The organism is Geomonas sp. Red32 (genome assembly GCF_023652955.1).
Taxonomy (GTDB): Bacteria; Desulfobacterota; Desulfuromonadia; order Geobacterales; family Geobacteraceae; genus Geomonas.
Genome location: NZ_JAKLOY010000002.1, coordinates 272,443 through 295,057, shown reverse-complemented (window position 1 = coordinate 295,057; position 22,615 = coordinate 272,443). Strand labels below are relative to the sequence as shown.

Annotated in this window: 22 protein-coding genes and 1 pseudogene; 15 read left to right on the top strand and 8 right to left on the bottom strand. The window is 61.7% G+C overall.

From position 1 onward, the window contains the following. Window positions 1-37: 37 nt before the first annotated feature. Entirely contained in the window at window positions 38-580 is a 543-nt protein-coding gene (tsaA, locus tag L4X63_RS08195) for a tRNA (N6-threonylcarbamoyladenosine(37)-N6)-methyltransferase TrmO (RefSeq protein WP_250678124.1), read from the bottom strand. Window positions 581-786: 206 nt separating this feature from the next. On the opposite strand from tsaA, the gene L4X63_RS08190 reads away from it, so the two are divergent. Beyond that, window positions 787-2,343, top strand: a complete 1,557-nt coding sequence (locus L4X63_RS08190; RefSeq protein WP_250678123.1) for a tetratricopeptide repeat protein — start codon at window positions 787-789, stop codon at window positions 2,341-2,343. A gap of 367 nt (window positions 2,344-2,710) precedes the next feature. Here L4X63_RS08190 and L4X63_RS08185 read toward each other — a convergent pair whose 3' ends face one another. Further along, window positions 2,711-3,526 (bottom strand): DUF169 domain-containing protein, encoded by an 816-nt coding sequence (locus L4X63_RS08185; RefSeq protein ID WP_250678122.1) that lies wholly within the window; start codon window positions 3,524-3,526, stop codon window positions 2,711-2,713. A gap of 47 nt (window positions 3,527-3,573) precedes the next feature. After that, complete coding sequence (locus tag L4X63_RS08180; RefSeq protein ID WP_250678121.1) at window positions 3,574-4,233, bottom strand: hypothetical protein; 660 nt, start codon at window positions 4,231-4,233, stop codon at window positions 3,574-3,576. 337 nt (window positions 4,234-4,570) lie between these two features. On the opposite strand from L4X63_RS08180, the gene L4X63_RS08175 reads away from it, so the two are divergent. The 7 genes and pseudogenes from L4X63_RS08175 to L4X63_RS08145 all read left to right on the top strand — a co-directional run bounded on the left by L4X63_RS08175 (window position 4,571) and on the right by L4X63_RS08145 (window position 11,311). Next, window positions 4,571-5,557: an alpha-ketoacid dehydrogenase subunit beta gene (locus L4X63_RS08175; RefSeq protein WP_250678120.1), complete on the top strand. Its 987-nt coding sequence runs from the start codon at window positions 4,571-4,573 to the stop codon at window positions 5,555-5,557. Between the two features lie 10 nt (window positions 5,558-5,567). Next, window positions 5,568-6,335: pseudogene (locus L4X63_RS23860) on the top strand (biotin/lipoyl-containing protein); the annotation flags it as partial. Window positions 6,336-6,338: 3 nt separating this feature from the next. Further along, a complete protein-coding gene (locus tag L4X63_RS23855; protein ID WP_250678321.1) occupies window positions 6,339-7,163 on the top strand; it encodes a dihydrolipoamide acetyltransferase family protein in 825 nt (274 codons plus the stop codon). 285 nt (window positions 7,164-7,448) lie between these two features. Continuing rightward, the gene (locus tag L4X63_RS08160) at window positions 7,449-7,820 is read left to right on the top strand and encodes an Hpt domain-containing protein (RefSeq protein ID WP_250678119.1); all 372 of its coding nucleotides are present in this window, start codon (window positions 7,449-7,451) and stop codon (window positions 7,818-7,820) included. Next, window positions 7,817-8,935: an HD domain-containing phosphohydrolase gene (locus L4X63_RS08155; protein WP_250678118.1), complete on the top strand. Its 1,119-nt coding sequence runs from the start codon at window positions 7,817-7,819 to the stop codon at window positions 8,933-8,935. The genes L4X63_RS08160 and L4X63_RS08155 overlap by 4 nt, the downstream gene beginning before the upstream one ends. Before the next feature lie 72 nt (window positions 8,936-9,007). Further along, window positions 9,008-9,403, top strand: coding sequence for a response regulator (locus L4X63_RS08150; protein ID WP_284694545.1), 396 nt, complete (start codon window positions 9,008-9,010; stop codon window positions 9,401-9,403). A 441-nt stretch (window positions 9,404-9,844) separates the two neighbouring features. Then, window positions 9,845-11,311, top strand: a complete 1,467-nt coding sequence (locus L4X63_RS08145) for a tetratricopeptide repeat protein (RefSeq protein WP_250678117.1) — start codon at window positions 9,845-9,847, stop codon at window positions 11,309-11,311. A gap of 30 nt (window positions 11,312-11,341) precedes the next feature. Here the strand turns inward: L4X63_RS08145 and L4X63_RS08140 are convergent, their stop codons facing one another. The 3 genes from L4X63_RS08140 to L4X63_RS08130 form a co-directional block, all read right to left on the bottom strand. Then, a complete protein-coding gene (locus tag L4X63_RS08140; protein ID WP_250678116.1) occupies window positions 11,342-11,599 on the bottom strand; it encodes a BrnA antitoxin family protein in 258 nt (85 codons plus the stop codon). Then, window positions 11,583-11,855: a BrnT family toxin gene (locus L4X63_RS08135; RefSeq protein ID WP_250678115.1), complete on the bottom strand. Its 273-nt coding sequence runs from the start codon at window positions 11,853-11,855 to the stop codon at window positions 11,583-11,585. The genes L4X63_RS08140 and L4X63_RS08135 overlap by 17 nt, the downstream gene beginning before the upstream one ends. Window positions 11,856-11,958: 103 nt before the next feature. Next, window positions 11,959-13,581: a methyl-accepting chemotaxis protein gene (locus L4X63_RS08130; RefSeq protein ID WP_250678114.1), complete on the bottom strand. Its 1,623-nt coding sequence runs from the start codon at window positions 13,579-13,581 to the stop codon at window positions 11,959-11,961. Window positions 13,582-13,871: 290 nt separating this feature from the next. Here L4X63_RS08130 and L4X63_RS08125 point away from each other — a divergent pair, with 290 nt between their 5' ends. Next, window positions 13,872-14,294 carry a PaaI family thioesterase gene (locus tag L4X63_RS08125; protein WP_250678113.1) on the top strand — a complete coding sequence of 141 codons (423 nt, stop codon included), beginning with the start codon at window positions 13,872-13,874 and terminating at the stop codon, window positions 14,292-14,294. A gap of 527 nt (window positions 14,295-14,821) precedes the next feature. Beyond that, window positions 14,822-14,989: a hypothetical protein gene (locus L4X63_RS08120; protein WP_250678112.1), complete on the top strand. Its 168-nt coding sequence runs from the start codon at window positions 14,822-14,824 to the stop codon at window positions 14,987-14,989. A 65-nt stretch (window positions 14,990-15,054) separates the two neighbouring features. Here the strand turns inward: L4X63_RS08120 and L4X63_RS08115 are convergent, their stop codons facing one another. Continuing rightward, window positions 15,055-16,140 carry a rhomboid family intramembrane serine protease gene (locus tag L4X63_RS08115; protein WP_250678111.1) on the bottom strand — a complete coding sequence of 362 codons (1,086 nt, stop codon included), beginning with the start codon at window positions 16,138-16,140 and terminating at the stop codon, window positions 15,055-15,057. Between the two features lie 234 nt (window positions 16,141-16,374). Between L4X63_RS08115 and L4X63_RS08110 the strand changes: the two genes are divergently transcribed. Next, the gene (locus tag L4X63_RS08110) at window positions 16,375-17,169 is read left to right on the top strand and encodes an NAD(+)--dinitrogen-reductase ADP-D-ribosyltransferase (protein WP_250678110.1); all 795 of its coding nucleotides are present in this window, start codon (window positions 16,375-16,377) and stop codon (window positions 17,167-17,169) included. Window positions 17,170-17,286: 117 nt separating this feature from the next. Here the strand turns inward: L4X63_RS08110 and draG are convergent, their stop codons facing one another. Next, complete coding sequence (draG, locus tag L4X63_RS08105) at window positions 17,287-18,189, bottom strand: ADP-ribosyl-[dinitrogen reductase] hydrolase (RefSeq protein WP_250678109.1); 903 nt, start codon at window positions 18,187-18,189, stop codon at window positions 17,287-17,289. Window positions 18,190-18,696: 507 nt separating this feature from the next. Here draG and L4X63_RS08100 point away from each other — a divergent pair. The 4 genes from L4X63_RS08100 to L4X63_RS08085 all read left to right on the top strand — a co-directional run bounded on the left by L4X63_RS08100 (window position 18,697) and on the right by L4X63_RS08085 (window position 22,614). Continuing rightward, window positions 18,697-19,593 (top strand): radical SAM protein, encoded by an 897-nt coding sequence (locus L4X63_RS08100; RefSeq protein WP_250678108.1) that lies wholly within the window; start codon window positions 18,697-18,699, stop codon window positions 19,591-19,593. Window positions 19,594-19,603: 10 nt separating this feature from the next. Further along, window positions 19,604-20,404, top strand: a complete 801-nt coding sequence (locus L4X63_RS08095; protein ID WP_250678107.1) for a GNAT family N-acetyltransferase — start codon at window positions 19,604-19,606, stop codon at window positions 20,402-20,404. 74 nt (window positions 20,405-20,478) lie between these two features. After that, a complete protein-coding gene (locus L4X63_RS08090) occupies window positions 20,479-21,291 on the top strand; it encodes an electron transfer flavoprotein subunit beta/FixA family protein (protein WP_250678106.1) in 813 nt (270 codons plus the stop codon). 18 nt (window positions 21,292-21,309) lie between these two features. Beyond that, window positions 21,310-22,614, top strand: a complete 1,305-nt coding sequence (locus L4X63_RS08085) for an electron transfer flavoprotein subunit alpha (RefSeq protein ID WP_250678105.1) — start codon at window positions 21,310-21,312, stop codon at window positions 22,612-22,614. Window position 22,615 lies beyond the last annotated feature (1 nt).

Below are 22,615 nucleotides of genomic sequence, written 5' to 3'. Positions count from 1 at the left end.
GCGTGGACCTGTATGGACTTGCGTGGACTTGCCTGGCCTAGCGGGGCTTGCGCGGCCCCGGGGCGGAGTAGCGCCCCTTTTGGGCATCCATCTCGTCGATCCATCCGGCCTTGGAGCCCGGAAAGGCATCGGCGTAGGGGACGTACGGCTTGATGTCGAGGACGGGCGTGCCATCCAGGAGGTCGACGCCACGGAGGTGGAGCGTCCTTCCCTCGATCTTCACCAGTTCCACCGCGGAAAGCCCGATCGAGTTGGGACGGTGGGGCGAACGGGTGGCGAAAACGCCCCGTTTCGGTCCCCCGCGTGGTGGCTTCACGGTACTTTTCCACCCCTCGCTCAGGTGAAAGGCGAAGATGAGCCACACCCGGTCGAAACCGTCGAGGTCCTGGAGCACCTTTTCGTCGAGGTGCGGGCCGAGCTCCAAGGTGGCTATCGCAACTTCCCCGGTCTCGGTCCCCTCCACGACGGTGCTTTGATGCGGGGCATCGATGCGGCGGGAATAGGGAGATCGCACGACGCCGATGGGACGGTAGACGAAGTCGGAATCGCGGGTGATGTCAGGGGAAATGTCTTGCGGCAAGGGGAAACTCCGGATCTAGAGAGGCCGACGGGTGGGCGTCGGGTCAAACTCCTATACCACATGGGGCCGGTGGTTTCCAGGATATGTTTGGGTATGAGGCCGGCTGTGGCTGCTTTCGAGTCCAACCTCTCCACTCTGAACTTGCCCCCTCCTTGACCCGGTGGTATGATGCCTCGCCTTTTAAATGTCCCTTCCCGGGAGCTGTTATGTCGAAGAGATTTTCTATCTTCCTTGTTCTGGTTGCCGCGACTCTCCTTCTCTATTTTCAGTGCGGCCGGCACGATTTCATCATCCTTGACGACCAGCTCTATGTCAGCAAGAACCCTTCCATCGCCGGCGGGCTCACGGCAGATTCCGTGAAGTGGGCCTTCTCGCTCGGCTCCACCGAAACCAGCGGCAACTGGCATCCGGTCACCTGGCTTTCCCACATCCTCGATGTCCAGTTGTTCGGTCTCAACCCGGCTGGCCATCACTTGGTGAACGTCTTCTGGCACGCCCTTGACGTGGGGCTTCTCTTCCTTTTCCTCTCCGCCGTCACCGGTGCCCTCTGGCCGAGCGCGCTGGTCGCCGCCATCTTCGCCTTCCACCCGCTGCACGTCGAGTCGGTGGCCTGGGTTGCCGAACGCAAGGATGTGCTGAGCACCTTTTTCTGGATGGCCGCCCTCCTCATCTACGCAGGGTACGTCAGAAAGCGCAGCGCCGGACGTTACGCCGCCCTCCTTGCCGTCTTCGTCATCGGGCTGGTGTCCAAGCCGATGCTGGTATCGCTTCCCATGGTCCTTTTGCTCCTCGACTACTGGCCGCTCGGGCGCTTCGCCCCCGCTGGCGGACCAGCTCCGCTAGTGGAGGGGGGCGCACCGGTGGCCGACCGGGAGGGGCGGGTGTTGTGGCCGCTGCTGATCGAGAAGCTCCCCTTGGTCGGCATTACCGCCTTTTTCTGCGGCCTTGCCATCTACGCCCAGCGGCAGGGGGGCGCGGTCGCCGACCTTTCCGTTCTGCCGATATCCCTCCGGGTGTACAACGCCCTGGTCTCGTACCTCGCCTACATCGGGAAGACGCTCTGGCCGGTGAACCTCGCCGTGTACTATCCGTTCCCCCCTGTCGAATCCTACCTCCCCGCGGTGGGCAGCCTCGTCGTTTTGTTAGCGGTCTCCGTCGTTGCCGTGCTCAACGCGAGACGCCGCCCGTACCTGGCAGTCGGCTGGTTCTGGTTCGTCATCACCCTGCTGCCGGTGATCGGCCTGGTCCAGGTCGGGCACCAGTCGATGGCTGACCGTTACATGTACATTCCCATGGTGGGGCTCGCCATCATCGCGGTCTGGGGGATCCCGGAGCTCCTTCCTTCTTCGCTTCGCCAGGGAAGGATCCTCGCCCCGGTGGCGGTAGCGGTCCTGATCGCCTTCGCCGCCCTGACCTGGAACCAGCTCGGTTACTGGCAGAACAGCCGGTCGCTCCTTACCCACACCATCAAGGTCACCGGCGATAACTACTACGCCCACATCCTTTTCGGCAACTGGCTTTTCCAGGAGGGGAACTACACCGAGGCTCTCCCCCACTACCTGGAGGCGGTGAGGATCGATCCCCGCAACGAGGTCGCTCATTACAAGATCGGGATGATCTCGATGATCACCGGCGATGTGAATCAGGCCATACAGCATCTCGTCATTGCGCTCCAATTGAAACCCGACTCCGAACGCTCGGCCAATGCCCGTGCCTCGCTGGAACGTTGTCTGGCTATTAAGGGACAGATGACTCCCCGGTAGATACTGCCATAACCCCCTCGTGATCTTGCCCCTTCTCTGGATGGGAAGCGCTAAAGAGAACGTGTTTCCTGTGGAATCTCAAAGCCGCCCATCCTTAACCGGATGAGGCGGCTTTTTTTTGTGTCCTGTTGGCGCACCGGGGTCTTCTTTGAAGAAGCTCGATATCGAGGGGCTCAAGGGGGCCTAGGAAGAGCCGCTGCAAAGCGAGGTATGGAGTAGTGGATGGTAGGCGAAGAGGGTGCGGTGAAACATGCTGTTCTGAGTTGGAGCGGGGGCTGGTAAGGTGTGTTGAAGGTGAGGATCTGGCGGCGATTGGTGCAGGTGAGGCAGGCCCCCGCTCCCAAAGGGAGGAGCAGGGGCCGGTGGGTCAGGCGATCACTTCCGCCCAGGTTCTTTCTTCGAGGAAACTCCCGGCAACGTTCTCCTCCATCTCGCACAGGCGGCGGTACGGGATGGTGAAGGTGAGCTTGTCGGCCATCCCCTGTCCCTTGAGATACTTGCGGGCGGAAAGGTCGGTGAGTCCGATGAGGCAGCGGGGATTTTGCGAGTGGGCCTCCCGGTAGGAGACGATGCCGACCACTTGGCAGGCCGCCGCATACGGCACGGCGACGTTCTCGAGGCCGGGGCGGTCGTAATTGCCGAGGATGACCAAGGCCGAGAGCTGGTCCGGATTGACGAGGAAGGTCACCGATATCGGCTCCTCCTTTTCGGGATCGACTTCCGAAAGAGGCTTCATGATCACGTATTTTGCCGGGATGTCCTGGATGGGATTGGCCTCGATGAACCATTTCACCGCCTCGGGCGATTTCTTGAACCGCTCACCGTGCAGAAAGTGGTGGACGAACTCCTCCGGGGCGCCGCCTGCCCTCATTCCCTCGCCGATCGCCTTGCCGGCCGGATCCTTCTCGTTTCCGTTGGACAGGAAGCCGCAAAAGCCGGGAATCCCGCCGGGGAACTTTTCGTAGATGTTTCCGAACCCAAGACCGACACCCCCTCCCGGGCAGCCGAAGGTCTCCCGGTCGAACACCGCCGTTTTCCCCTTGGACGCCGTCGCTACCATGAACATCACGCACGAGCGGGTGCCGGGTGAGAACTGGGCCGCTCCTTCCGGGCGGACATCCGACCAGAGCAGGGCTACCGGTTCGCTGCCAAGTTTCAACGCGCGGGCGATTTTGCTTTCCATCTGGAATTCCTCCTGCTTGGGGCTGATTTACTGCGTCCTCTGGAGTATCAATCCCGGCGGTACGGCCACTTGTTGAGCCACTGGGTGGGCTCCATCAGGATCACGCGTGTCAGGTAGCGGCGGGTGTTGGGATCGAGCACGAGATAATAGGTCCGCTGTTCGGTTCCCTTCCGGCCGCGGCATTTCTCGAAATAGCTCAGGATGTAGGCCTCGTCGATCTTGGCCTCCCGCATGGTATCGGCTACCGCCTGGGGGAGGGCAGGACTGGAGACCCGGAAGGAGTCGGCTTCGTACGGTTCACCGAGCTTTTGACGGATCTCGGCCTCCGACGGGCGTTCGCCCCCCTGGCGGTCGCAAACGGCTACCAGCGTTTTTTCCATGGCGAAATAGCCGGAATGATCGGCGCGAAAGAAGGCGACCGCGGTCATGTTGGTGGTCAGGGTGAGAACGGCGTAGACGACGGGGAGGGCGATGAAATAGGTAAGAAGGCGGGCTTCCTTTCGGTTGAGCAGCTTCCAGACCCCGTACAACCCGCCGCCGATCAAGGGAATCTGCAGACCCACGAAGTACCAGGGGAAGAACCATAACCCATGGACGCTGAAGGGAATGGCCATCGCCCCGGCCAGGACGAGGGTGAACAGTACGGTGGCGGACGCCCCGTCCAGTTCGGAGAGGCCCGCCTTGGCGAAAGCCGCAGTCGAGGACATCGTCAGGGCGGGCAACATCAGGAGCAGGGCTGCAAGGATACGTTTTGTCCTCTTATCGATCATACCGACTCCGATTTATTTCCCCGGCACTGTCCCTGGGAAGCGGGACCCAATCCACCGGACGGGTATAACACATTAGCACGGTCTTTTCCAAATGTTTCTTAATGCGGCTACGTTATCGACCGGGTCCCTCTCGGGCATTTTCCGGCGCTGGGCGCGCTTCCAGCGTTCCCCCTGGCGTTGTGTTCCCGGGCCCGTCTGGTACTATTTTTAAGTTCCATAATGAGAACAACGGGCCCCGGGGTCCGTTTTACGTTGACCAAGACTGGAGACCGTTATGTCCGAGATGACGTACCGAGATGCCATCAACCTGGCGCTCAAGGAGGAGATGCGGAGGGACCCGACCGTGATCGCCTACGGGGAGGATGTCGCCCTCTACGAGGGGGCCTTCAAGGTGACCCGGGGGCTTTTGGCAGAGTTTGGCGAGGAACGGGTGAGGGACTGTCCCATCTCCGAGAACACCATCGTGGGGGTTGCGGTCGGTGCGGCCATGGGAGGGATGCGGCCGGTCGCCGAGCTGATGACGGTGAACTTTGCTCTCTTGGCCATGGACCAGATCGTGAACCACATGGCGAAGGTCCGCTACATGTTCGGCGGGCAGGTCTCCCTCCCCATGGTGATCCGCATGCCCGGAGGTGGGGGGAGCCAACTGGGAGCCCAGCACTCGCAAAGCCTGGAAAGTTACTTCATGCACTGCCCCGGTATGTTGATCGCCTACCCGGCAACCCCGGCGGATGCCAAGGGGCTTCTGAAAAGCTCCATCCGCAACGATAACCCGGTGGTGTTTCTGGAGCACGAGCTTCTCTACAACAGCAAGGGGGAGGTCCCCGACGACCCGGACTTTGTCGTACCCTTCGGAAAGGCGGCAGTTACGCGGGGAGGGAGCCAGGTGACCATCGTCGGCTACGGACGGATGGCTATCCTCGCTCTCCAGGCGGCCGGTGAGCTCCAGAAGGAGGATATCTCCTGCGAAGTAGTGGATTTACGGACGTTGAGCCCGCTGGACATGGATACCGTGCTGGCTTCGGTGAGGAAAACGGGGAGGGCGGTGGTGGTCGAAGAATGCTGGCGCGCCGCCGGTCTCGGAGGGGACATCGCCGCACGGATATACGAGTCCTGCTTCGATACCCTGCTCGCCCCGGTCAAGCGGATCTCCGGCCTCGACGTGCCGATGCCGTACTCGCGCAAAATCGAAAAAATCTGCATCCCGCAGGCGGACAGCATCGCCCAGGGAGTTCGTGATCTTCTCAAAGAATTGTACTAAGGGAGCCGCAATGAACGATATCGTCATGCCAAAACTTTCCGACACCATGACGGAAGGGCGGTTGGTTGCCTGGAGAAAGAGGGTTGGGGACACCGTCAAGCGCGGTGACGTCTTGGCCGAGGTTGAGACCGACAAGGCCAATATGGAGCTCGAGGCCTTCGCCGCCGGTACTCTGCTGGAGCTCAAGGCCCATCCCGGTGACCTGGTCGCGGTCGGTACCGTCATCGCGGTGATCGGGAAGCCGGAGGAGAAAGGTGCGCCTCCTCCTGCCGGTGGCGGGGCCGCTGCCGGTGGCGAGGCTGCTGCCGTTGGCGAGGCTGCTGCCGTTGGCGAGGCTGCTGCCGTTGGCGAGGCTGCTGCCGTTGGCGAGGCTGCTGCCGTTGGCGAGGCTGTTGCCGGTGGTGAGGCTGTTGCCGGTGGTGAGGCTGTTGCCGGTGGTGAGGCTGTTGCCGGTGGTGAGGCTGTTGCCGGTGGTGAGGCTGCTGGCGGTGGCGAGTCTGTTGGCGGTGGCGAGTCTGCTGGCGGTGGCGAGTCTCCAGCCGGTGGCGAGGCTCCTGCGCCGCCGGGCACCAAGGAAGGTGTGGAAGAGTCTGCCAAGGGGCAGCCGGAAGAGGGCGCCAAGGAGGGTGGGGAGGAAGCCGCTCCTGCTGCCGTCCAACCGGCTCAGCATCCAGAAGGTGCACAGAAACCGGCGCCCTCCCCACAGTCGGGAGAGAGCCGCGAGAAGGCTGCTCCGGTAGTCAGGAGACGCGCTCGTGAGCTGGGGATCGAGCTGGGCGCGGTGAAAGGGAGCGGGCCCGACGGCCGGATCCTTCTGCAAGATCTCTACGATGCCCAGGCCCAGCAGCCGCAGCAGCCGGGGGGGCAGCCTGCCGGTGCTCAGCCGTCACCCGCCGGGCAGCCCGGCAAGCAGGCACCGCGTCCTGCCCTGCAGGAGGGGACTCAGCCGCTCCCGAAACTGCGCGCCGCCATTGCCAAGACCGTCACCCAGTCCTGGAGTTCCATCCCGCACTTCACGGTCACCATGGAGATCCTGATGGACGAGGCGGAGTCGTTGCGGCACCAGTTGAAACAGACCGGCATTCCGGTGACCGTCAACGATCTCATCGTAAAAGCCGTGGCCCTCACCCTGCAGGATTTCCGGCTCCTCAACGCCTCCTTCGGGGATGACGGGATCCATGCTCACGGTGACATCAACATCGGCGTCGCGGTCGGGGTGCAGGACGGCGTCCTCATCCCGGTGATCCCCGGTTGCCAGAACCTTTCCTTGAAGGAGATCTCGGAGACCGGCCGCAAGCTTGCGGAAAAGGCCCGCTCCGGTTCCCTCACTGAACAGGAAATGAGCGGCGGGACCTTCGCGGTCTCCAATCTCGGCATGTACGGGGTGAGCGATTTCACCGCAGTGATCTATCCCACCCACTCGGGAGTGATGGCGGTCGGCGCCGTGGCCGACACCGTCATCGTGCGCGCCGGCGCTCCCGCCTGCGCGAAGGTGATGAAGGTGACGGTCTGCGCGGACCACCGGCTGGTCGATGGCGCCTACGTCGCCGAGTTCCTGGTCCGCTTCAAATCGATTCTCGAAAACCCCGTCCGGATCATCGTCTAACCGCAATCATCGGGGGGCCATGCGGCCCCCTTCCTTTCCAGACTCTCCCCCCGCAACCCGCCCGGCTTTGTCCCCTTTTCGAACTCCTCCCCATCCGTCCTCCTATCCGGCTTTACGTTAAATTCGTAACTTTACGTCGTTAATGAGCTAAAGGAGGAACCAGCTCTGCCGATATTACAATCAGGTTCACGACCGGCTGCCCGATGGCTGGCCACCCGAGCCGGCGCCTCAACCGCACCGCCGGGGATGATCTGTGGCCTTGGTGGGACTGGCAGGGGAGGAAACATGATGTTTCGAGCCGACGGCGCCGCGGACGGCCAAGTCTTCAACCGTGAGCTTTTCCTCCTCCGGTTGGACGGGGCGGAAGATGCCATGGAAGATATGCTGAGCCTTTCCGTGACGAGTTTGTTGAAGCACATCGCCGCGCTTGACCGTGCGGTACAACAGGAAAACCTCGTGGAGATTGTCTTTCTTTCCCACACCATCGGCGGCGTTGCGGCAACCGTGGGGGCGGAGCGGCTGTCGTCGCTAGCGGCCCGGCTGGAACTTTCGGCGCGCAAGGGCGATCTCTCGCGCGGGCAAGATCATCTGGCAGGAGTTGCCAGGGAGTTTGCCGCCTTCAGGCAATATTTGGATGCCCAAGGGAGTGGTGCATGATCGACGCTGTGAAAATCATGGCGGTGGACGATGTGCCGATGAACCTGGACATGCTGGAGGTAATGCTTTCCGACCTGGAGGCGACCTTCCTGAAGGCGTCCAATGGCCAGGAGGCTCTTGAGCTGCTCGGAGAGCACCAGGATACGGACACCATCCTGCTCGACCTCGAGATGCCGGTGATGAACGGTTACGAGCTCCTGTCCCGGCTGAAGCGCGACGACCGCTACCGGGACATTCCGGTCATCGTGGTGACGGCCGATCGGAGCGAGGTTTTGAGCGCGCTTTCCCTGGGCGCCAACGACTTTTTGACCAAGCCGTACAATCCCGACGAGCTGAAACTCCGGGTCCGTAACCATCTGCGCAGCAAGAAGTTGATGGACATCTCCCTCGGGATGAACAACGCCCTCGAGGAACAGGTGGTCAAGAAGACGGCGGATCTTAGGAAGGCCCTGGATTTCTCCAAGAGGACCGAGTACGAGATCTCCATCCGCCTGGGACGCGCGGCCGAATTCCGGGATGTCGAAACTGGCCAGCACACCAGGAGGATCTCCGAATTCTCGGCGCTGCTCGGTAGGCTGGCGGGGCTCTCCGAGCGGGCCTGCGAGGTACTGAGGTACGCCTCCCCTCTGCATGACGTGGGGAAGATCGGTATCCCCGACCGGATACTTCTGAAGCCGGGAAAACTTGACCCGGACGAGATGCGGCTGATGCAGATGCATACTGTGGTCGGGGCGAAGATCCTTTCCCATGCCGAGCGCTATCCGGTCATCGCAGCCGGTCATTTGATCGCGCTCCAGCACCACGAGAAGTGGGACGGGACCGGTTATCCCAACGGGTTGGCGGGGGAGCAGATTCATATCTTCGGCAGGGTCGTCATGCTGGTCGACGTCTTCGACGCTCTTCTTTCCGAGCGGCCCTACAAGAAGGCGTTCCCGCTGGAAAAGGTGATCGCCATCATGAACGATGGGCGGGGGAGTTTCTTCGATCCCAGGCTCTACGATTTATTCATGGCGAACCTGGAGCAGTTCGTAGCACTTCGGGAGCAGCTGACCGACAGCGGTGAGGAAACGGTGCTGGACGAATTGCTCCCCTTCTTGAACACAGAAAGTATTTGACGAGAAACCAGCCGGCAGAGGGAGCAGGTGTAACAGTCCCGAACTAAAGCCGATCAAACCAGGAGACAGATTATGAAATGTCTGATAGTGGATGACGAGATTTTCTGCAGAGAGTTCGTTGCTACTCTGCTTCGTTCGATGGGAGATTGCCACCAGGCGGGAAGTGGGGACGAAGCGATAGTCAAGGTTCGCGCCGCCCTCGACGCGAATGATCCGTATGACGTGATCTTCATGGATATCATGATGCCGGGGATGAGCGGACACGACGCAGCCAAGGCGATACGGGGTCTCGAGAAGGAGCGCAACGTCGAGAAACGGGTGGACATCGTGATGCTCACCGGTCTTAACTCCACCAACGAGGCGATGGATTCCTTCTGCAACGCCCAGTCCTCCGCCTATCTCGTCAAACCCGTCTCCAAGGACGGCTTGTACAACGTCATGTCGAAGCTTGGTCTGATGCACCGCTAGCCGCTCTCCGCAGGACTCCCCTATATCTGGAAAGCCGGTCCCGAGGGAATTTCACCTCGGGACCGGCCCCGATCCCTTCCCAACTCGCAACTCCGCAATATCCCCTTTGACACCAGGCAGTTGTCCCTATATAGTCCCCGCTAATTTAAGAAATCTCCCGGTATTTGGATGCCAAAGCCTTCGTTCTTTTTCCTAGAGCCTACCCCCTCGCCCCCGGTTGGGGGAGGGTGACCTAGTTCCTGGTGAGGGAAGGTGCACATCTGGCCCAGGCCGGGTGAGGGAACGATAGTGACGGTCGATTACCGTTGGCCGGACACTGGACGTTTTGCTGCCAACGATTGAAAAGGGGATCGCATGGTTAGAAAATTGGTCGTCGCGTGCGGGTGGGCTCTTTTGCTTGCTTCATGCACGACGAGCTCCCGAATCGAGAGTCCGTGCGGGGTGCGCGCCACCCTGGCGAACAGCGAGGTATGTTCGGGCGCGCTCGATTCCGACAGGTGCCGACAAAGAAAAGCGGCTACCGCTATCAACTGCCAGGGTGTGGTCTTTAGCGAACAAGGCGATCCTGATCGGGCCATTGCGGAGTTCAGCAGGGCCATTGCATTGGACGGAACGTTTGTCGAAGCCTACTTCAATCGTGGGGTTTCCTACGTCGACAAAAGCGAACTCGACCGTGCCATCGCCGACTACTCGAAGGCCATAAAACTGGATCCGAAGCTCGTTAATGGCTATTTCAACCGCGCGAATACCTATGGCCTCAAGGAGGACAACGATCGCGCGATTGCCGACTATAGCAAGGCGATCGAGTTGGATCCTACCTACGTCAACGCTTACTACAACCGCGGCAACCACTATTTGAGCAAAGAAGAGTTCGACCACGCCATCGCCGACTATACGAAGGTCATCCAGTTGGCACCCAGCCATTGCTGTGCATACAACAACCGTGGCTTTGCCTACAAGTCCAAAGGCGATACAGAATCGGCAATCGCCGACTTCACCAGGGCCATTCAGTCTGACCCGAAGCTGGCCAGCGCCTACCGCAACCGCGGTGACGCCTATTCGGAAAGAAGCGAAGACGATCTCGCTATCTCCGACTACACAAAAGCCATCGAGCTTGGCCAGTGCGATGCGGTTACCTTTCACAACCGCGGCGTTTCCTACTCGAATAAGGGCGACAACGACCGTGCAGTCGCCGACTTCACCAAGGCCATCGAACTCGATCCCAAGCTGGCAACCGCCTACTACAGCCGCGGCAATACCTACAAAACGAAGACCGAGTGGGACCTGGCGATCGCCGACTACACCAGGGCGACCGAACTGGATCAGAAGCTTTTTCCCGCCTTCCACAACCGTGGCTATACCTATGGAATCAAAGGCGACTACGTGCGTGCCATCGCCGACTATTCCAAAGCCATCGACTTGGCCCCCCAGCAGGCCGCCAACTATGCCAGCCGCGGTTATGCCTACCGGCTGACCGGCAGCTATGACTTGGCCATTGCCGACTATGTCAATGCCATCCGCCTCGACCCCAGTGACGACTATGCCCGCCTCTGGTTGTTGCTGACACTGCGAACGGTGTCGAAGGAACGGACAAACGATCAGTTGGAGGAGTTACGGAACCATGTGACATCCCACCCTTCGGATATGTTTATCAGGACCATCGCCAGGTACTATCTCGGGATGGACGGTCTGACGGAACAATCAGTGCTGGAGGAGGCTCATAAAGGAAAAAACGACCGCGAGATAAGAGAGCACCTCTGCGAGGCTTACTACTATCTTGGGGAAGGGCGGATCTGGAAGGGGGACACCAGCGGGGCTGAAGAATATTTCAAACGTTGCGTGGAGACCTCGGTCTACGACTTCATCGAATACCAAGCTGCGAGGAGGGCTCTTCAAAAGGCCACGTGAAATCTCTGAGCAGAGGAGTGAGTCTAAATGTTAAACGACTGGCTTCAAATTCGATAATTCCTCGCGGACAGCTTCCCTGATCAGTTCTTTGAGCGGTTTTTCCTGGATGCAGCTGCGAAGTGCCTGATTGATCATGGTCTGGTAGTTTCCTCCACCTTGCTCGTTCACTTTGGCACGAAACCAGTCGAGAATATCGTTGTCTATCCGAATGGTGATCCGGGTTTTGGTAGAATCAGGTGGGACCACCAGGCCACGAACGCCATCACTGAAGTCATAATTTTTTTTCATAGACTATCCTCTCCCTGAAATTAGCTTTACGGGCTGAGATGATCCTGATCGTGTTTTCCCTTCGCCAGGTGTATACGACCACCAGCAGGCTCAGGGTGAAATCCATACCGATGGTTACATAGCGATATTCAGCATGGTCCGCATCTTCGATGGTGATGGCCAGGTCGTCTTCGAAGACTCCAACCGCATCGGCGAACGTTACGCCATGCTTTTGGATATTTCGCGTGGCCTTGTCTGGATCCCATTCGTACTTCATGGATTATATGCACGTTGTATGTACATAGTCAAGGGGGGAGATGAGGACAGTCAGGGGAGTGGCCCCTCCTTTGGACAAGGAGGGGCCTGCTGCTATCGGCGGCTCAGCTTAGCTTGAACTGGGTGACGAGGGTGCTCAGGTTGTCGGAAAGGCTGGCGAGTTCGGCGGCGGCGACCGAGGAGTCCTGGGAGCCTTGGGCGGTGCGCTGGACGACGTCGGAGATCCTGGTGATGTTGCCGGTGATCTCGCTGATGGTGGCGGTCTGTTCCTCGGCGGCCGTGGCGATCTGGTTCACCTGCATGCTCACCGCGTTGATCTGGTCGAGGATCTCCTGGAGGGCGTTCCCCGACTTGGCCGCCTCCTCGGTACCCTGTTTGACCTCCCGCACCCCTTCCTCCATCGCCGAGACCGCTCCCTTGGTCTCGGCCTGGATCGCCTTGATCATCTCGCTGATTTCCCGGGTCGCCTTGGTGGTCCGCTCCGCCAGGGCCCGCACCTCGTCGGCTACCACTGCGAATCCGCGTCCCTGCTCGCCGGCCCGGGCCGCCTCGATAGCTGCATTCAAGGCCAGCAGGTTGGTCTGATCGGCGATGTCCTCGATGGTTCCCACGATGGCGCCGATCTGGTCGGAACGCTCGCCGAGGCTTTCCACCGTCCGGGAGGTGGCATTCACCCGGTCGGCGATGCGGTTCATGATTTCCACGGTCTGGGAGACGACCTGGGCTCCCGCCTCCGCCGCGTTGCTCGCCTGCTGGGAGTTCCTGGCCGCCTCGTGGCAGTTGGCCGCGATGTCGTTGGAGGTGGCCGACATCTCCTCGCTGGCCGTCGCCACCGTCTGGGTCTGGAGGGCGACCTGCTCGGCCCCGTTGGCGATCTCTTCGGAGGTCGCGTGGAGGTGGCTCGACGAGGTGGCGATGCTCTGGGATATGTCGGTGGTCTGGGAGACGATGTCTCTGAGGTTTTGCACCATGTTGTTCATCGCCGCCATGAGCTGACCGGTTTCGGTTTGGTCGATGCCGGTGACTTCCACGGTGAGGTCGCGATCCGCGATCCGGTCGGCGGTTGCTACCGCGGTGTAGAGCGGTTTGGTGATGCTGCTGACGATCCAGAACGCCACCAACCCGGCCACCGCCATGGAGGCTATCACCAGCGCCACGATCATAAGCCGTGCCCGCTTCACGCCGTTCATGGTGGCGTTGCCGTCCACCTTGGCCGTTTCCTGGATGTAGGTCTGCAAATCACCCAGTGCAGCCTGGTACGCCGTCCGTAGCGGCTTCACGTCGCCGAGTGCCCGCTGGGCCTCCACCTTCTTTCCCTCGTTCAGATACCCGATGATCTTGTCGCGCACCGCGAAGTACGACGCCCGCCGGTCGGTGACGTTCTGCAGGAGGGCCTTTTCCTTGTCCGTCGTCAGGGTAGCCTTCAGCATGTCGAGCGTCTCGGTGCCGTTCTTCTTGTTGGCAACCATGGCGCCCAGCTCGGAGCGGACCACATCCGGAGCGTCAGCCAGCACCGCTTCGTCCATGTGAAGGGCGCTGTTGGCGATGTTGAGACTGATCTGCCCGACACCTTTTATCTGGGGGATACGGGTGTCGAGCAGGGTCACCAGGTTCGTGTTCAAAGAAGATATTGCATAAAAAGCTGTGAGTGCTACAACTGCCGAGGCCGCTATGATGATGCCAAAGCCGATGAACAGTTTCATCTTGATCTTGACGTCGGTCTTCATGCTGATACCTCCGCTGTTCCCGATTTGACGCACGTTATTGGGTCGGCTCATCCATCCTCCCTCCACCTTGTGAGGATGGGAGGATGGGTGCGGCCGTGTTAGGTGGCTTGGTCCTAGTGCCGCCGGTCGAAAGTGACAGGCACCTTCGACGAAGGAGCCAGTAGCCCCCGTCATGTATGTGGGATTAACTGGATAGATTAGGGGTCGTTTTCCATACGAAAGAATAATTTGAAAAAATTAATAGTCAAGCTGGCTTCTGGTGTTTCACCGGAAGGGGCGGGGAGGATGCGATGGATAACGAATTGGTGAAGGCGATTTTCAGAGGGGTGGAGAACGAGCCCTTCGCCCGGGCCTTGAAGATGGAGCTGGTGGAACTGGAGGAGGGGCGTTCGGTGGTCGAGATGGACTACGATCCGTCGGTGATGGACAATCTCTTTGCCCGGATGCATGGCGGCGCCATCTTCGCCCTCATCGACGAGGCGTTCCAGACCGCCTGCCAGACGGTCGGGAGCACGACGGTGGCCATGAGTGTCAACGTGAATTACGTGGCCAGTCCTGAGACGGGCGCGCGCCTGCGGGCGGAAGCGGTCGAGGTGAGCGGCACCAAGCGGACCGCGACCTATGACATCAAGGTCCGCGACCAGCAGGGGGAGCTGATCGCGGTCTGCCAGGCGCTTGCTTTCAGGACGGGGAAGCCGCTGCCGTTTCTGTAGTAACCAAATCGCAGTATTTGCTAATCGCGAACTATGTGATTCATTATAAAAGGAGCTATTAAAGAATCGCTCTCAGTTCCCGGCTGGCATCTTCCTGTTTTTACACGGGAGCTGGAGGGCTCCGAAAGTGGAGGAACCAATGAGAGGAGCATTTGCGAGGATCGCAGAAACTGGTTTGGTTGTGGCTCTGCTGGCCGCCGGTAGTGTGTCGCTGGCCGCCGCAGAGGTGAGCGTGAACGTGAATCTGGGTCCACCTCCGATTGTGGTGGCGCAACCGCCGGAGGTGGTAATGGTGCCGAGTACCGGTGTCTACTTCGTCCCCGGCATCGATTTCGATATCTTCTTCTACAACGGCTACTGGTGGTCACCCCGCGGCGACCGCTGGTACCGGGCCCGCGCCTATGACGGACCGTGGCGCGGCGTGTCGCGGCGGGCGGTACCGCGTTCCGTCTATGGCGTCCCCCGTGATTACCGGCGGGTGTACATGCACGAGCGGCACATCCCTTACGGCCAGTGGCGGGAACACCGTGGCGGGGAATTCAGGGAGCACCGTGGCGGGCCGCCGCGCGGCGAGTTCCGCGGTGAGCATGGCGGCGGGCCTGGAGGACGCGAGCATGGCGAACGCGGTGACCGTGGACGCGGAGAAGGGGGAGGCGAGCACGAGGGCCGCGGCAGGTAACCTGGCGTGGCGGTGAGCGCCGTCAAAACGAGGGGAAGTGGTGAGGGGCGGGCCGGAATATCGGACCTGCCCCTCGTCGTTTCAATCGGCCAAAAAGATGGCGGCGCACCAGGCGCCGACCACCAGGGCCGCGCAGGCGACCGACAGCAAGAAGTTCAGACGTGGACCCGGGCGCCCGTAGCGTGCCAACAGCGGCTCGGCCACCAGCCCGAGCAGGAAGCCGAAACCGAACCCGAAGAGGTGGGCGCCGAGGTCGGTCTGCTTTCCCTCGGTTCCCAGGAGTACGAGCAGGGCCAGTGCGGCCGCGGCCGGAGCGAGCCAGCGTTTCCTGACGTGGTTCCGGTAGCGTGCCACGGCGAGCGCGCCCAGCAGGCCGACCGCGCCGAAGACCGAGGTGGAGAAGCCGATGGAGCTGTGCCCTCTCAGCTGGAAGTAGGCGTTGGCCAGGTTCCCGAGCACCCCGCTGGACAGGATGAGGGTCCAGGCGAGCCCGGATCCCAGGTCTCCGCAGAGAAAGATGATGAAGATGCTCCCGATGCCGATGTTGCTGAAGAGGTGTACCCAGTCGGCGTGGAGGGTGAGGGCGGTGACCACCCGCCACCATTCGCCATCCATGATCGCCCCGGCCTGCGCCTTGCCGATCTCCACCCAGTCGGGCACCTTGCCGGCAATGGTCACCGGCAAAAGGGTGATGTTGTAGAAGATGGCCAGCAGTAACAGCACGGAAAGGGCGGGGAGCGCGTTCTCGATCAGGGGGCGGACCGCCGGTGGCGGCGGGGGCCAGTTCCTGTTCTCGTCGACGTAGGACTTTAGTTCGGCCACCGCCTGGCGTTGCTTGGAGGCGGGGACCAGGAGGTAAAAGCCGCCGTCGCCCTGCTCGACGCGGCAGGTTATGTAGCGCGATTCCAGGACCAGCGACCAGAGATGGGCCCGCTTCGACGGGAGGGCTCCCCGTATGAAGCGGTCGACCTGGGTGGGAACGATCTCCACCCACTCCTCCTTGGCGGGGACGGACAAATCCTGGACCGGCGCGGGGAAGGAAGGGGAGGGGGGAGCCGGCACTTCCTCCGGCGGGAGGAGGGTGCCGTCTTCGCACGGCTCCGCCTCCGGGCGTTGCAGGTAGCCAAGCCGGTAGCGGCGGTGGGGTGCTCCGGGTGATCTTCTCATCGGGGCACGTTTGCTCTCTCACCGGCAACCGGCGTCGATTTCATGGTCATGGAAGGCTCCTGGGTTCTGCCGGTAATATAGTTGCGCGATCTCCTAAAATCAAGGGAGGGAAAGATTCTTTGCTGAGAGCATACCTTAGCCAGCTATAACTTGACTTAGCCGGTAAGTTGATTTACATGTGAGCCTGCATCACCGTCAACGGCGCCGGTGTTATTGGAGGCGCTCGACCGAGTTATGCAGACATCGTTCAATCACTGTAATCTACCCCCCTGGGTAATCGCCTCCCGTCACTTCAATGACAATCCGCAGCCCCTCGAGATTCAGGGAGTGCGGGCCGCCAACCGTTTCCTCTTCGACAAGCTCGATACCATCGCCTCCGCCGACGAACGGGGCTCGGTTTTCAACGACTACATGTCGGTGAAGTTCCAGCTCCACCAGTGGCAGGAGCAGGGGACCGCCACCGCCAGAAAGAGCCTGAAGAACAGCTACCTCCGTTTCCTGCGCGGGTGGATGATGGACTCCAATTCGCCGGAGGGGGCCGTCCTGAAGGGGTGGGTGGAGAGCCGGATGGGGCTTTCGCCGACCTTCCACCGGACGCGGATCGGCGGCATCCACGACGAGGAGTATCTCCAGTACGCCGTCGACCGTACCAAGGGGAGCGCGCGCACCTCCGCCATCAACTCGCAGCTCGATCTCCTCTACGAATACTGCCAGTACGAACTGGCCAAGCGCTATCCCGGCCAGCGGCACCTCACCCTTTACCGCGGCACCTTCGAGCGGAGCGAACACGACGTGCTGGAGGTCCTCTCCAAGCGCGAGGAGATCGTGCGGCTCAACAACCTCAATTCCTTCACCACCGACCAGGAGCGGGCCTGGGAGTTCGGGTTCATCGTCTGGGAAACGCAGGTGCCGCTCTCCAAGATCTTCTTCTTCGACCACCTCTTGCCGAATTCGATCCTGAAGGGGGAGGGTGAGTGTCTGGTGATCGGGGGAGAGTTCCGGGTGAAGCGGCTCCTCTGCACGGTGTAGGGTGTACCGGCAGGAGTTGCGAAAGCCGCGTGGCACGGTGCAGGGTGTACCGGTGGGGTGGCGAAGGGGCCGCGTGGGCACGGAGGGCCGCCCGTACGGTGGAGGCTGCGGGAGCGGTCAGGGGGTGAAGAGGGGGGATAGCTTTACCAGCCGGTCGGCCAGCTCTCTTAGCTCCGCCACCAGCTTCTTGTCCATCTTCTTAAGCCAGCGGGCCGGAAGGTACTCCTCTCCGAAGTAGGCTCCCGCCAAGGCACCCGCGATGGCGCCGGTGGTGTCGGCGTCCCCACCCTGGTTGACCGTCTCGACCACGCACGATTCGAAGGAACGCGCCCGGAAGAAACAGTGGAAAACGGTCTGCATGGTGTCCACCACGTAGCCGGTGGCGAGTCCCTTGTACGGATCGAAAGTGAAGCTGGGGAAGCGGGAGATCAGAAGGTCCACCTCTCTGCGGAGCTGGAGGAGGGATTTTCCGGTCAGCGCCATCTGGAGGAGTTTGCCCACCGCCAGGCAGGCGGCATCCGAGAGCGGCTGGTTGTGGGTCAGATGGGCCTGCTCGATGGTGCAGCGCTCCAGCAGTTCCTGGTCGGAGAGGGTGCAGAGTGCCACCGGGAGCATCCTCATGGCGGCGCCATTGCCGCCGTCCCATTCGTTGGGAGGCGTCTCCAGGGTCCCCTTGAGGAGGTAGTTCCTGATCCCCCGGCGGCAGGTGTCGCCTACGTCGATCGGTTTCGACTTGAGCCACCCGGCCAGGTTGTCGGCGATCGCGGTCAGCTTCCATTCTCCATGGTCCGCCACCGCCCGGGCGAGGCAAAGCGACATCTCCGTGTCGTCGGTGACCTGCCCCGGCTTGAGCCTGAGCCATCCTCCTCCCACCATCTCGTTGAGAACGCCGTACTTGCCCCTGATTTCCTGGCGGGTCAGGAATTCGGCGGGCGCCCCCAGGGCGTCCCCAAGGGCGAGACCGAGGAAGGCACCCCTGGCCCGGGAAAGGATCTCTTCTTTGGCGGCTAAGCTGTGCATGCCGCCGTAAGATGCAATAAGCACTCCGTCTCATGGTAACCACCCGGCGCTGCATCCGTTCGATTCCCCTCCCTGCCGAGCTCAGGGCTCCCCGCCCGGCCGGGAGGCTGCTTCCAGCGTAGCTCCGCGGTTATTCGCTTCCGCGCAGGGCTTCTCGCGATCCTGCTTTGCCTTCCCCTTTCTCCGCCATTTCCCGCGTGCTCCATCCATCTCGCCATCCACACGCCGCCAGGCCGCTGCCCAAAATTTAATCGCTTTACCGCCACGAGAAGCAGCGCCCCGGGAGCGTATTCCCCACTTCCGGCATGGCCAGGACCAGCCAAAACTCCCCTGATTACGGGGAGACCGGGCGTATACGGCATGCTGGCACGCAAAATGCTCAGGATAGCCGTAACGGTACAACGGGGTATCTGAAACAAAAGGCAACGAAGCCCGGCGCAGAATAGATCTGCGCCGGGCTTTTTTTTCTTCGGGTCCCGAACGCACGGCAGCAAAAGGAGGAACACCATGGCTTCGTCATGCAAGCAGATGCAGAAGATTCAGGGCCACCCATGCTTCGGCGGCAACCACCAGAAAAACGGCAGGATGCACCTGGCGGTCGCCCCGCGGTGCAACATAAAGTGCGGCTACTGCACCCGGCGCCACGACTGCGCGAACGAATCCCGCCCGGGGGTGACCAGCCGGCTCCTCACCCCGCAGGAGGCGATCGTCAAGGTGCGCGAGGTGATGGCCAGCCCGATCACCGGCCCTATCATCAAGGTGATCGGCATCGCGGGCCCCGGCGATCCTCTTTTCAACGAGGAGACCTTCGAATCCTTCCGGCTGGTAGGGGAGGAGTTCCCGGACCTGATGAAGTGCCTGAGCACCAACGGCCTCCTCCTTCCCGACCGGATGGCGGATCTCAAGGCGATCGATCTTCACAGCCTCACCGTGACCCTCAACGCCCTCGATCCCAGGGTGGGAGCCCGGATCTATTCGCACGTCAACTACCGCGGCGTGCGCTACAGCGGCGAGGAAGGGGCGGCTATCCTGGCCGCCAACCAGCTCGAGGGGCTCCGGCTGGCTGCGGAAGCGGGCTTCACCATCAAGATCAACACGGTGGTGATTCCCGGCGTGAATGATGACCAGATCCCGCTCATCGCCCGCAAGGTGAAGGAGCTCGGCGCCTTCGTCATGAACCTCATGCCGCTTATCCCGCAGGCCGACTTCGCCGCCCACGAGCCTCCCGCACCCGAGAAGCTGGAGGAGTTGCGGAGCTCCAACGAGAAAATCATCGGCCAGTTCAAGCACTGCAAACAGTGCCGGGCCGATGCGGTGGGGCTGATCGGCCAGGACCTGCAGTTATCCAAACCGGCCGCCGTTTCGCAGGAACCGGCGCTGGAGGAACTTCGCCTTCACCAATAGGAGGCCGCCAATGGTCTACCAGTTCGTCGAGACCGATATCGCCCCTTTCCTGGTGCGGGCCCGCGAGGAAGGGTGGATCTGCGGAAGGTGGGAGTTTGAGTTCCTGCTGGAGCAGTTTCCCTCCGGCTGTTACGTCCGCCGCGAGGCGGGGAACGACCTCGGGTACGTGACCTCGGTGAAGTACGGCAACAGCGGCTGGATCGGGAACCTCCTCGTGCTTCCGGAAGCCAGGCGGCGCGGCATCGGGAAAGGGTTGATGGAACTTGCCATCGAGGCCCTGCAGGAGCGCGGGACCAAGACCATCTGGCTTACCGCCTCCGAAAAGGGGGCGAGCATCTACAAGAGGCTCGGGTTCGTGACGGTGGACAGGATCCAGCGCTGGGTGGGGAGCGGGCGGCCGGGAAGCGCAGCCAGCGCCGAGGCTCCCGATCTCGACCTGGTGGTGGAAATGGACCGGGAAGGGTGGGGTGACCGCCGGGATTCCCTGCTTAGAACCACGTGCGGCCGCGGCAAGGTCTTCACCAATTCGGGCGGATTTGTCTGCTGCCAGTCCTGGAAAACCGGCGTCCAACTCGGGCCTTGGGGAAGCGCGGACGGGACCCGGGGTGAGGAACTTTTGGACGCCGCACTGGTGGGTGCAGGAGGCCGCGTCTTCCTCGACGTGCCGGCAGGGAACCAGCTGGCGGGTGCCCTGCTCGCTCAACGAGGGTTCGAAGTTTGCGGGGATAACCTTTTGATGTATCGAGGAATCGAACCGGGGTATCGCCCGCAGCACGTCTTCGGCTTGGCCAGCATGGGAAGTATGGGGTAATGAGGTAAGCGGGTACGGCGGTAAGCCGGTAAGTCGCACAAATTAAGGCAACAAAGGCAAGGGAGGAACGAGCAATGATCGTGGTCGCCTGCATCAAGCAGGTCCCGGACACCACCCAGGTTCAGATCGATCCGGTGACCAACACGCTGGTCAGGGAGGGCATCCCCTTCATCATCAACCCCTACGACACCCACGCCCTGGAGGAAACCCTGCGGCTCAAGGACAGCCACGGCTTCAAGGCGGTCGCCCTCTCCATGGGCCCTCCGAATGCCGAGGCCGCCCTGCGGAAGGCGCTGGCACTGGGCGTGGACCGGAGCATCCTCCTCTCGGACCGGGTCTTCGGCGGCGCCGACACCCTCTCGACCAGCAACGTCATCTCGGCCGCCATCAGGAGACTGATGGATGAGGACGAGATCGGCATCGTCTTTTGCGGCAAGCAGACCATCGATGGCGATACCGCCCAGGTGGGGCCGGGGATTGCCGTGCGGCTCGGGTTCTCCCAACTCACCCTGGTCGACCGCATCGAGCGGATCGATACCGGGGCCAGGACCATCACCGTCCGCCGGAAGCTCGAAGGGCGCTACGAGATTGTCGAGGCGAGGCTGCCCGCCATGATCACCGTGGTGAGGGAGCTGAACCGTCCCCGCTATCCGACCGTTCCCATGCGGCTTGCCTCCGCCAAGGCCGAAGTCGAGCGGTGGAGCAACGAGGAACTGAAGCTGGACGTCAATTCGGTGGGGCTCAAAGGCTCCCCGACCTGGGTCAGCCGCATCTTTTCTCCCCAGCGCGCTCAGGGTGAGATCCTCGGTGATGGCATGAATGACCCGGTTGCTGCTGCGCTCATGCTGGTGGACCGTCTCGTCGAGGGGGATCTGCTGGCGGTTTAAAAAGGAAAGGGTGAACCAATGACTGAACCGAAGAAAATTAAGAAGCCGCGCGGGAAGGCGAGGGTGGTGACCGGCAAGTGCGTTGCCTGCGGCGCCCGCTGCCAAAGCGCCTGCCCGGTGGACGGCGTGGAGATGAGCGAGGCTGGCGAACCGCTCATCCTGGTGGAGAAGTGCATCGGCTGCGTGAAGTGCGTCAAGGCTTGCCCCGCCGGCGCGCTGGAAATGTTCTACACCCCCGAGGAGCTCGAGATCCTTGCCGCCCTGGCCAACAAGGGGGAAGAGGAGCTCGACGAGGAGGAACTGGCCCGCCGCAGGCTGGTCGATTCCTACCGCGGGGTCTGGGTTTTCATCGAGCAGAACTCGGGGGAGGCGGCCCGGGTTTCCTGGGAGCTGACCGGGGTTGGGCGCGAGCTGGCGAATTCCCTTGGGGTGGAGCTGACCGCGATCATCATCGGGGAGAAGATAGGCCACCTGGCGGACGAGGCCTTCAGCTACGGCGCCGACTGCGCCTGCCTGATCGACGACCGGGTCTTCAGCCAATACCGGACCGAACCGTTCCTGGACGCCATGTGTTACCTCATCGGGAAGTACAAGCCTGAGGTAGTCCTGATGGGCGCCACCGGGATGGGGCGCGACCTGGCGGGCGCGGTGGCGACCCGCGTCAAGACCGGGCTCACCGCCGACTGCACGGGGCTCGGCATCGACGAGAAGCGCAACCTGATGCAGACCCGTCCCGCCTTCGGGGGGAACATCATGGCCACCATCATGTGCGACCGTTTCCGCCCCCAGATGGCCACCGTCCGCCCCCACGTCATGCCGATGCCCGAACGCCGTCCCGGCGCCACCGGCAAGGTCGTCACCGAGAGCTATACCATTTCCGAATCCTCCATCTTCACGCGGGTACTGGAGGTGATAACCGACAAGAGCGGCAAGGACAAGGTGGACGTGGCCGGTGCCGAATTCATCGTCTCCGGCGGACGGGGGATGATGGCGAAAGAGAACTTCGGGATGCTGGAGGAGCTCGCCGATCTTTTGGGGGGAGTAGTGGGAGGCTCCCGCAGCGCCGTGGACGCCGGGTGGCTTCCCCAGGACCGCCAGGTCGGGCAGACTGGCAAGACGGTGCGGCCGAAGATCTACATCGCCTGCGGGATCTCCGGTGCGATCCAGCACCTGGTCGGCATGCAGGATTCCGACGTCATCATCGCCATCAATCGCGACCGCGAGGCACCAATTTTCGAGGTCGCCACCTATGGCATCGTCGGCGATCTCTTCGAGGTGGTCCCGGCCCTGACCAACCGCCTGCGGGAGCTGAAAGAGGCCTGAA

Coding starts and splice junctions, on each gene's coding strand:
- L4X63_RS08150 (WP_284694545.1), top strand. CDS start 9,008: ATGAAATGTCTGATAGTGGATGACGAGATTTTCTGCAGAGAGTTCGTT.
- draG (WP_250678109.1), bottom strand. CDS start 18,189: ATGCACAGCTTAGCCGCCAAAGAAGAGATCCTTTCCCGGGCCAGGGGT.
- L4X63_RS08125 (WP_250678113.1), top strand. CDS start 13,872: ATGGATAACGAATTGGTGAAGGCGATTTTCAGAGGGGTGGAGAACGAG.
- L4X63_RS08100 (WP_250678108.1), top strand. CDS start 18,697: ATGGCTTCGTCATGCAAGCAGATGCAGAAGATTCAGGGCCACCCATGC.
- L4X63_RS08175 (WP_250678120.1), top strand. CDS start 4,571: ATGTCCGAGATGACGTACCGAGATGCCATCAACCTGGCGCTCAAGGAG.
- L4X63_RS08190 (WP_250678123.1), top strand. CDS start 787: ATGTCGAAGAGATTTTCTATCTTCCTTGTTCTGGTTGCCGCGACTCTC.
- L4X63_RS08090 (WP_250678106.1), top strand. CDS start 20,479: ATGATCGTGGTCGCCTGCATCAAGCAGGTCCCGGACACCACCCAGGTT.
- L4X63_RS08160 (WP_250678119.1), top strand. CDS start 7,449: ATGATGTTTCGAGCCGACGGCGCCGCGGACGGCCAAGTCTTCAACCGT.
- L4X63_RS08115 (WP_250678111.1), bottom strand. CDS start 16,140: ATGAGAAGATCACCCGGAGCACCCCACCGCCGCTACCGGCTTGGCTAC.
- L4X63_RS08130 (WP_250678114.1), bottom strand. CDS start 13,581: ATGAAGACCGACGTCAAGATCAAGATGAAACTGTTCATCGGCTTTGGC.
- L4X63_RS08185 (WP_250678122.1), bottom strand. CDS start 3,526: ATGGAAAGCAAAATCGCCCGCGCGTTGAAACTTGGCAGCGAACCGGTA.
- L4X63_RS08180 (WP_250678121.1), bottom strand. CDS start 4,233: ATGTCCTCGACTGCGGCTTTCGCCAAGGCGGGCCTCTCCGAACTGGAC.
- L4X63_RS08085 (WP_250678105.1), top strand. CDS start 21,310: ATGACTGAACCGAAGAAAATTAAGAAGCCGCGCGGGAAGGCGAGGGTG.
- L4X63_RS08095 (WP_250678107.1), top strand. CDS start 19,604: ATGGTCTACCAGTTCGTCGAGACCGATATCGCCCCTTTCCTGGTGCGG.
- L4X63_RS08155 (WP_250678118.1), top strand. CDS start 7,817: ATGATCGACGCTGTGAAAATCATGGCGGTGGACGATGTGCCGATGAAC.
- L4X63_RS08135 (WP_250678115.1), bottom strand. CDS start 11,855: ATGAAGTACGAATGGGATCCAGACAAGGCCACGCGAAATATCCAAAAG.
- L4X63_RS08110 (WP_250678110.1), top strand. CDS start 16,375: ATGCAGACATCGTTCAATCACTGTAATCTACCCCCCTGGGTAATCGCC.
- L4X63_RS08140 (WP_250678116.1), bottom strand. CDS start 11,599: ATGAAAAAAAATTATGACTTCAGTGATGGCGTTCGTGGCCTGGTGGTC.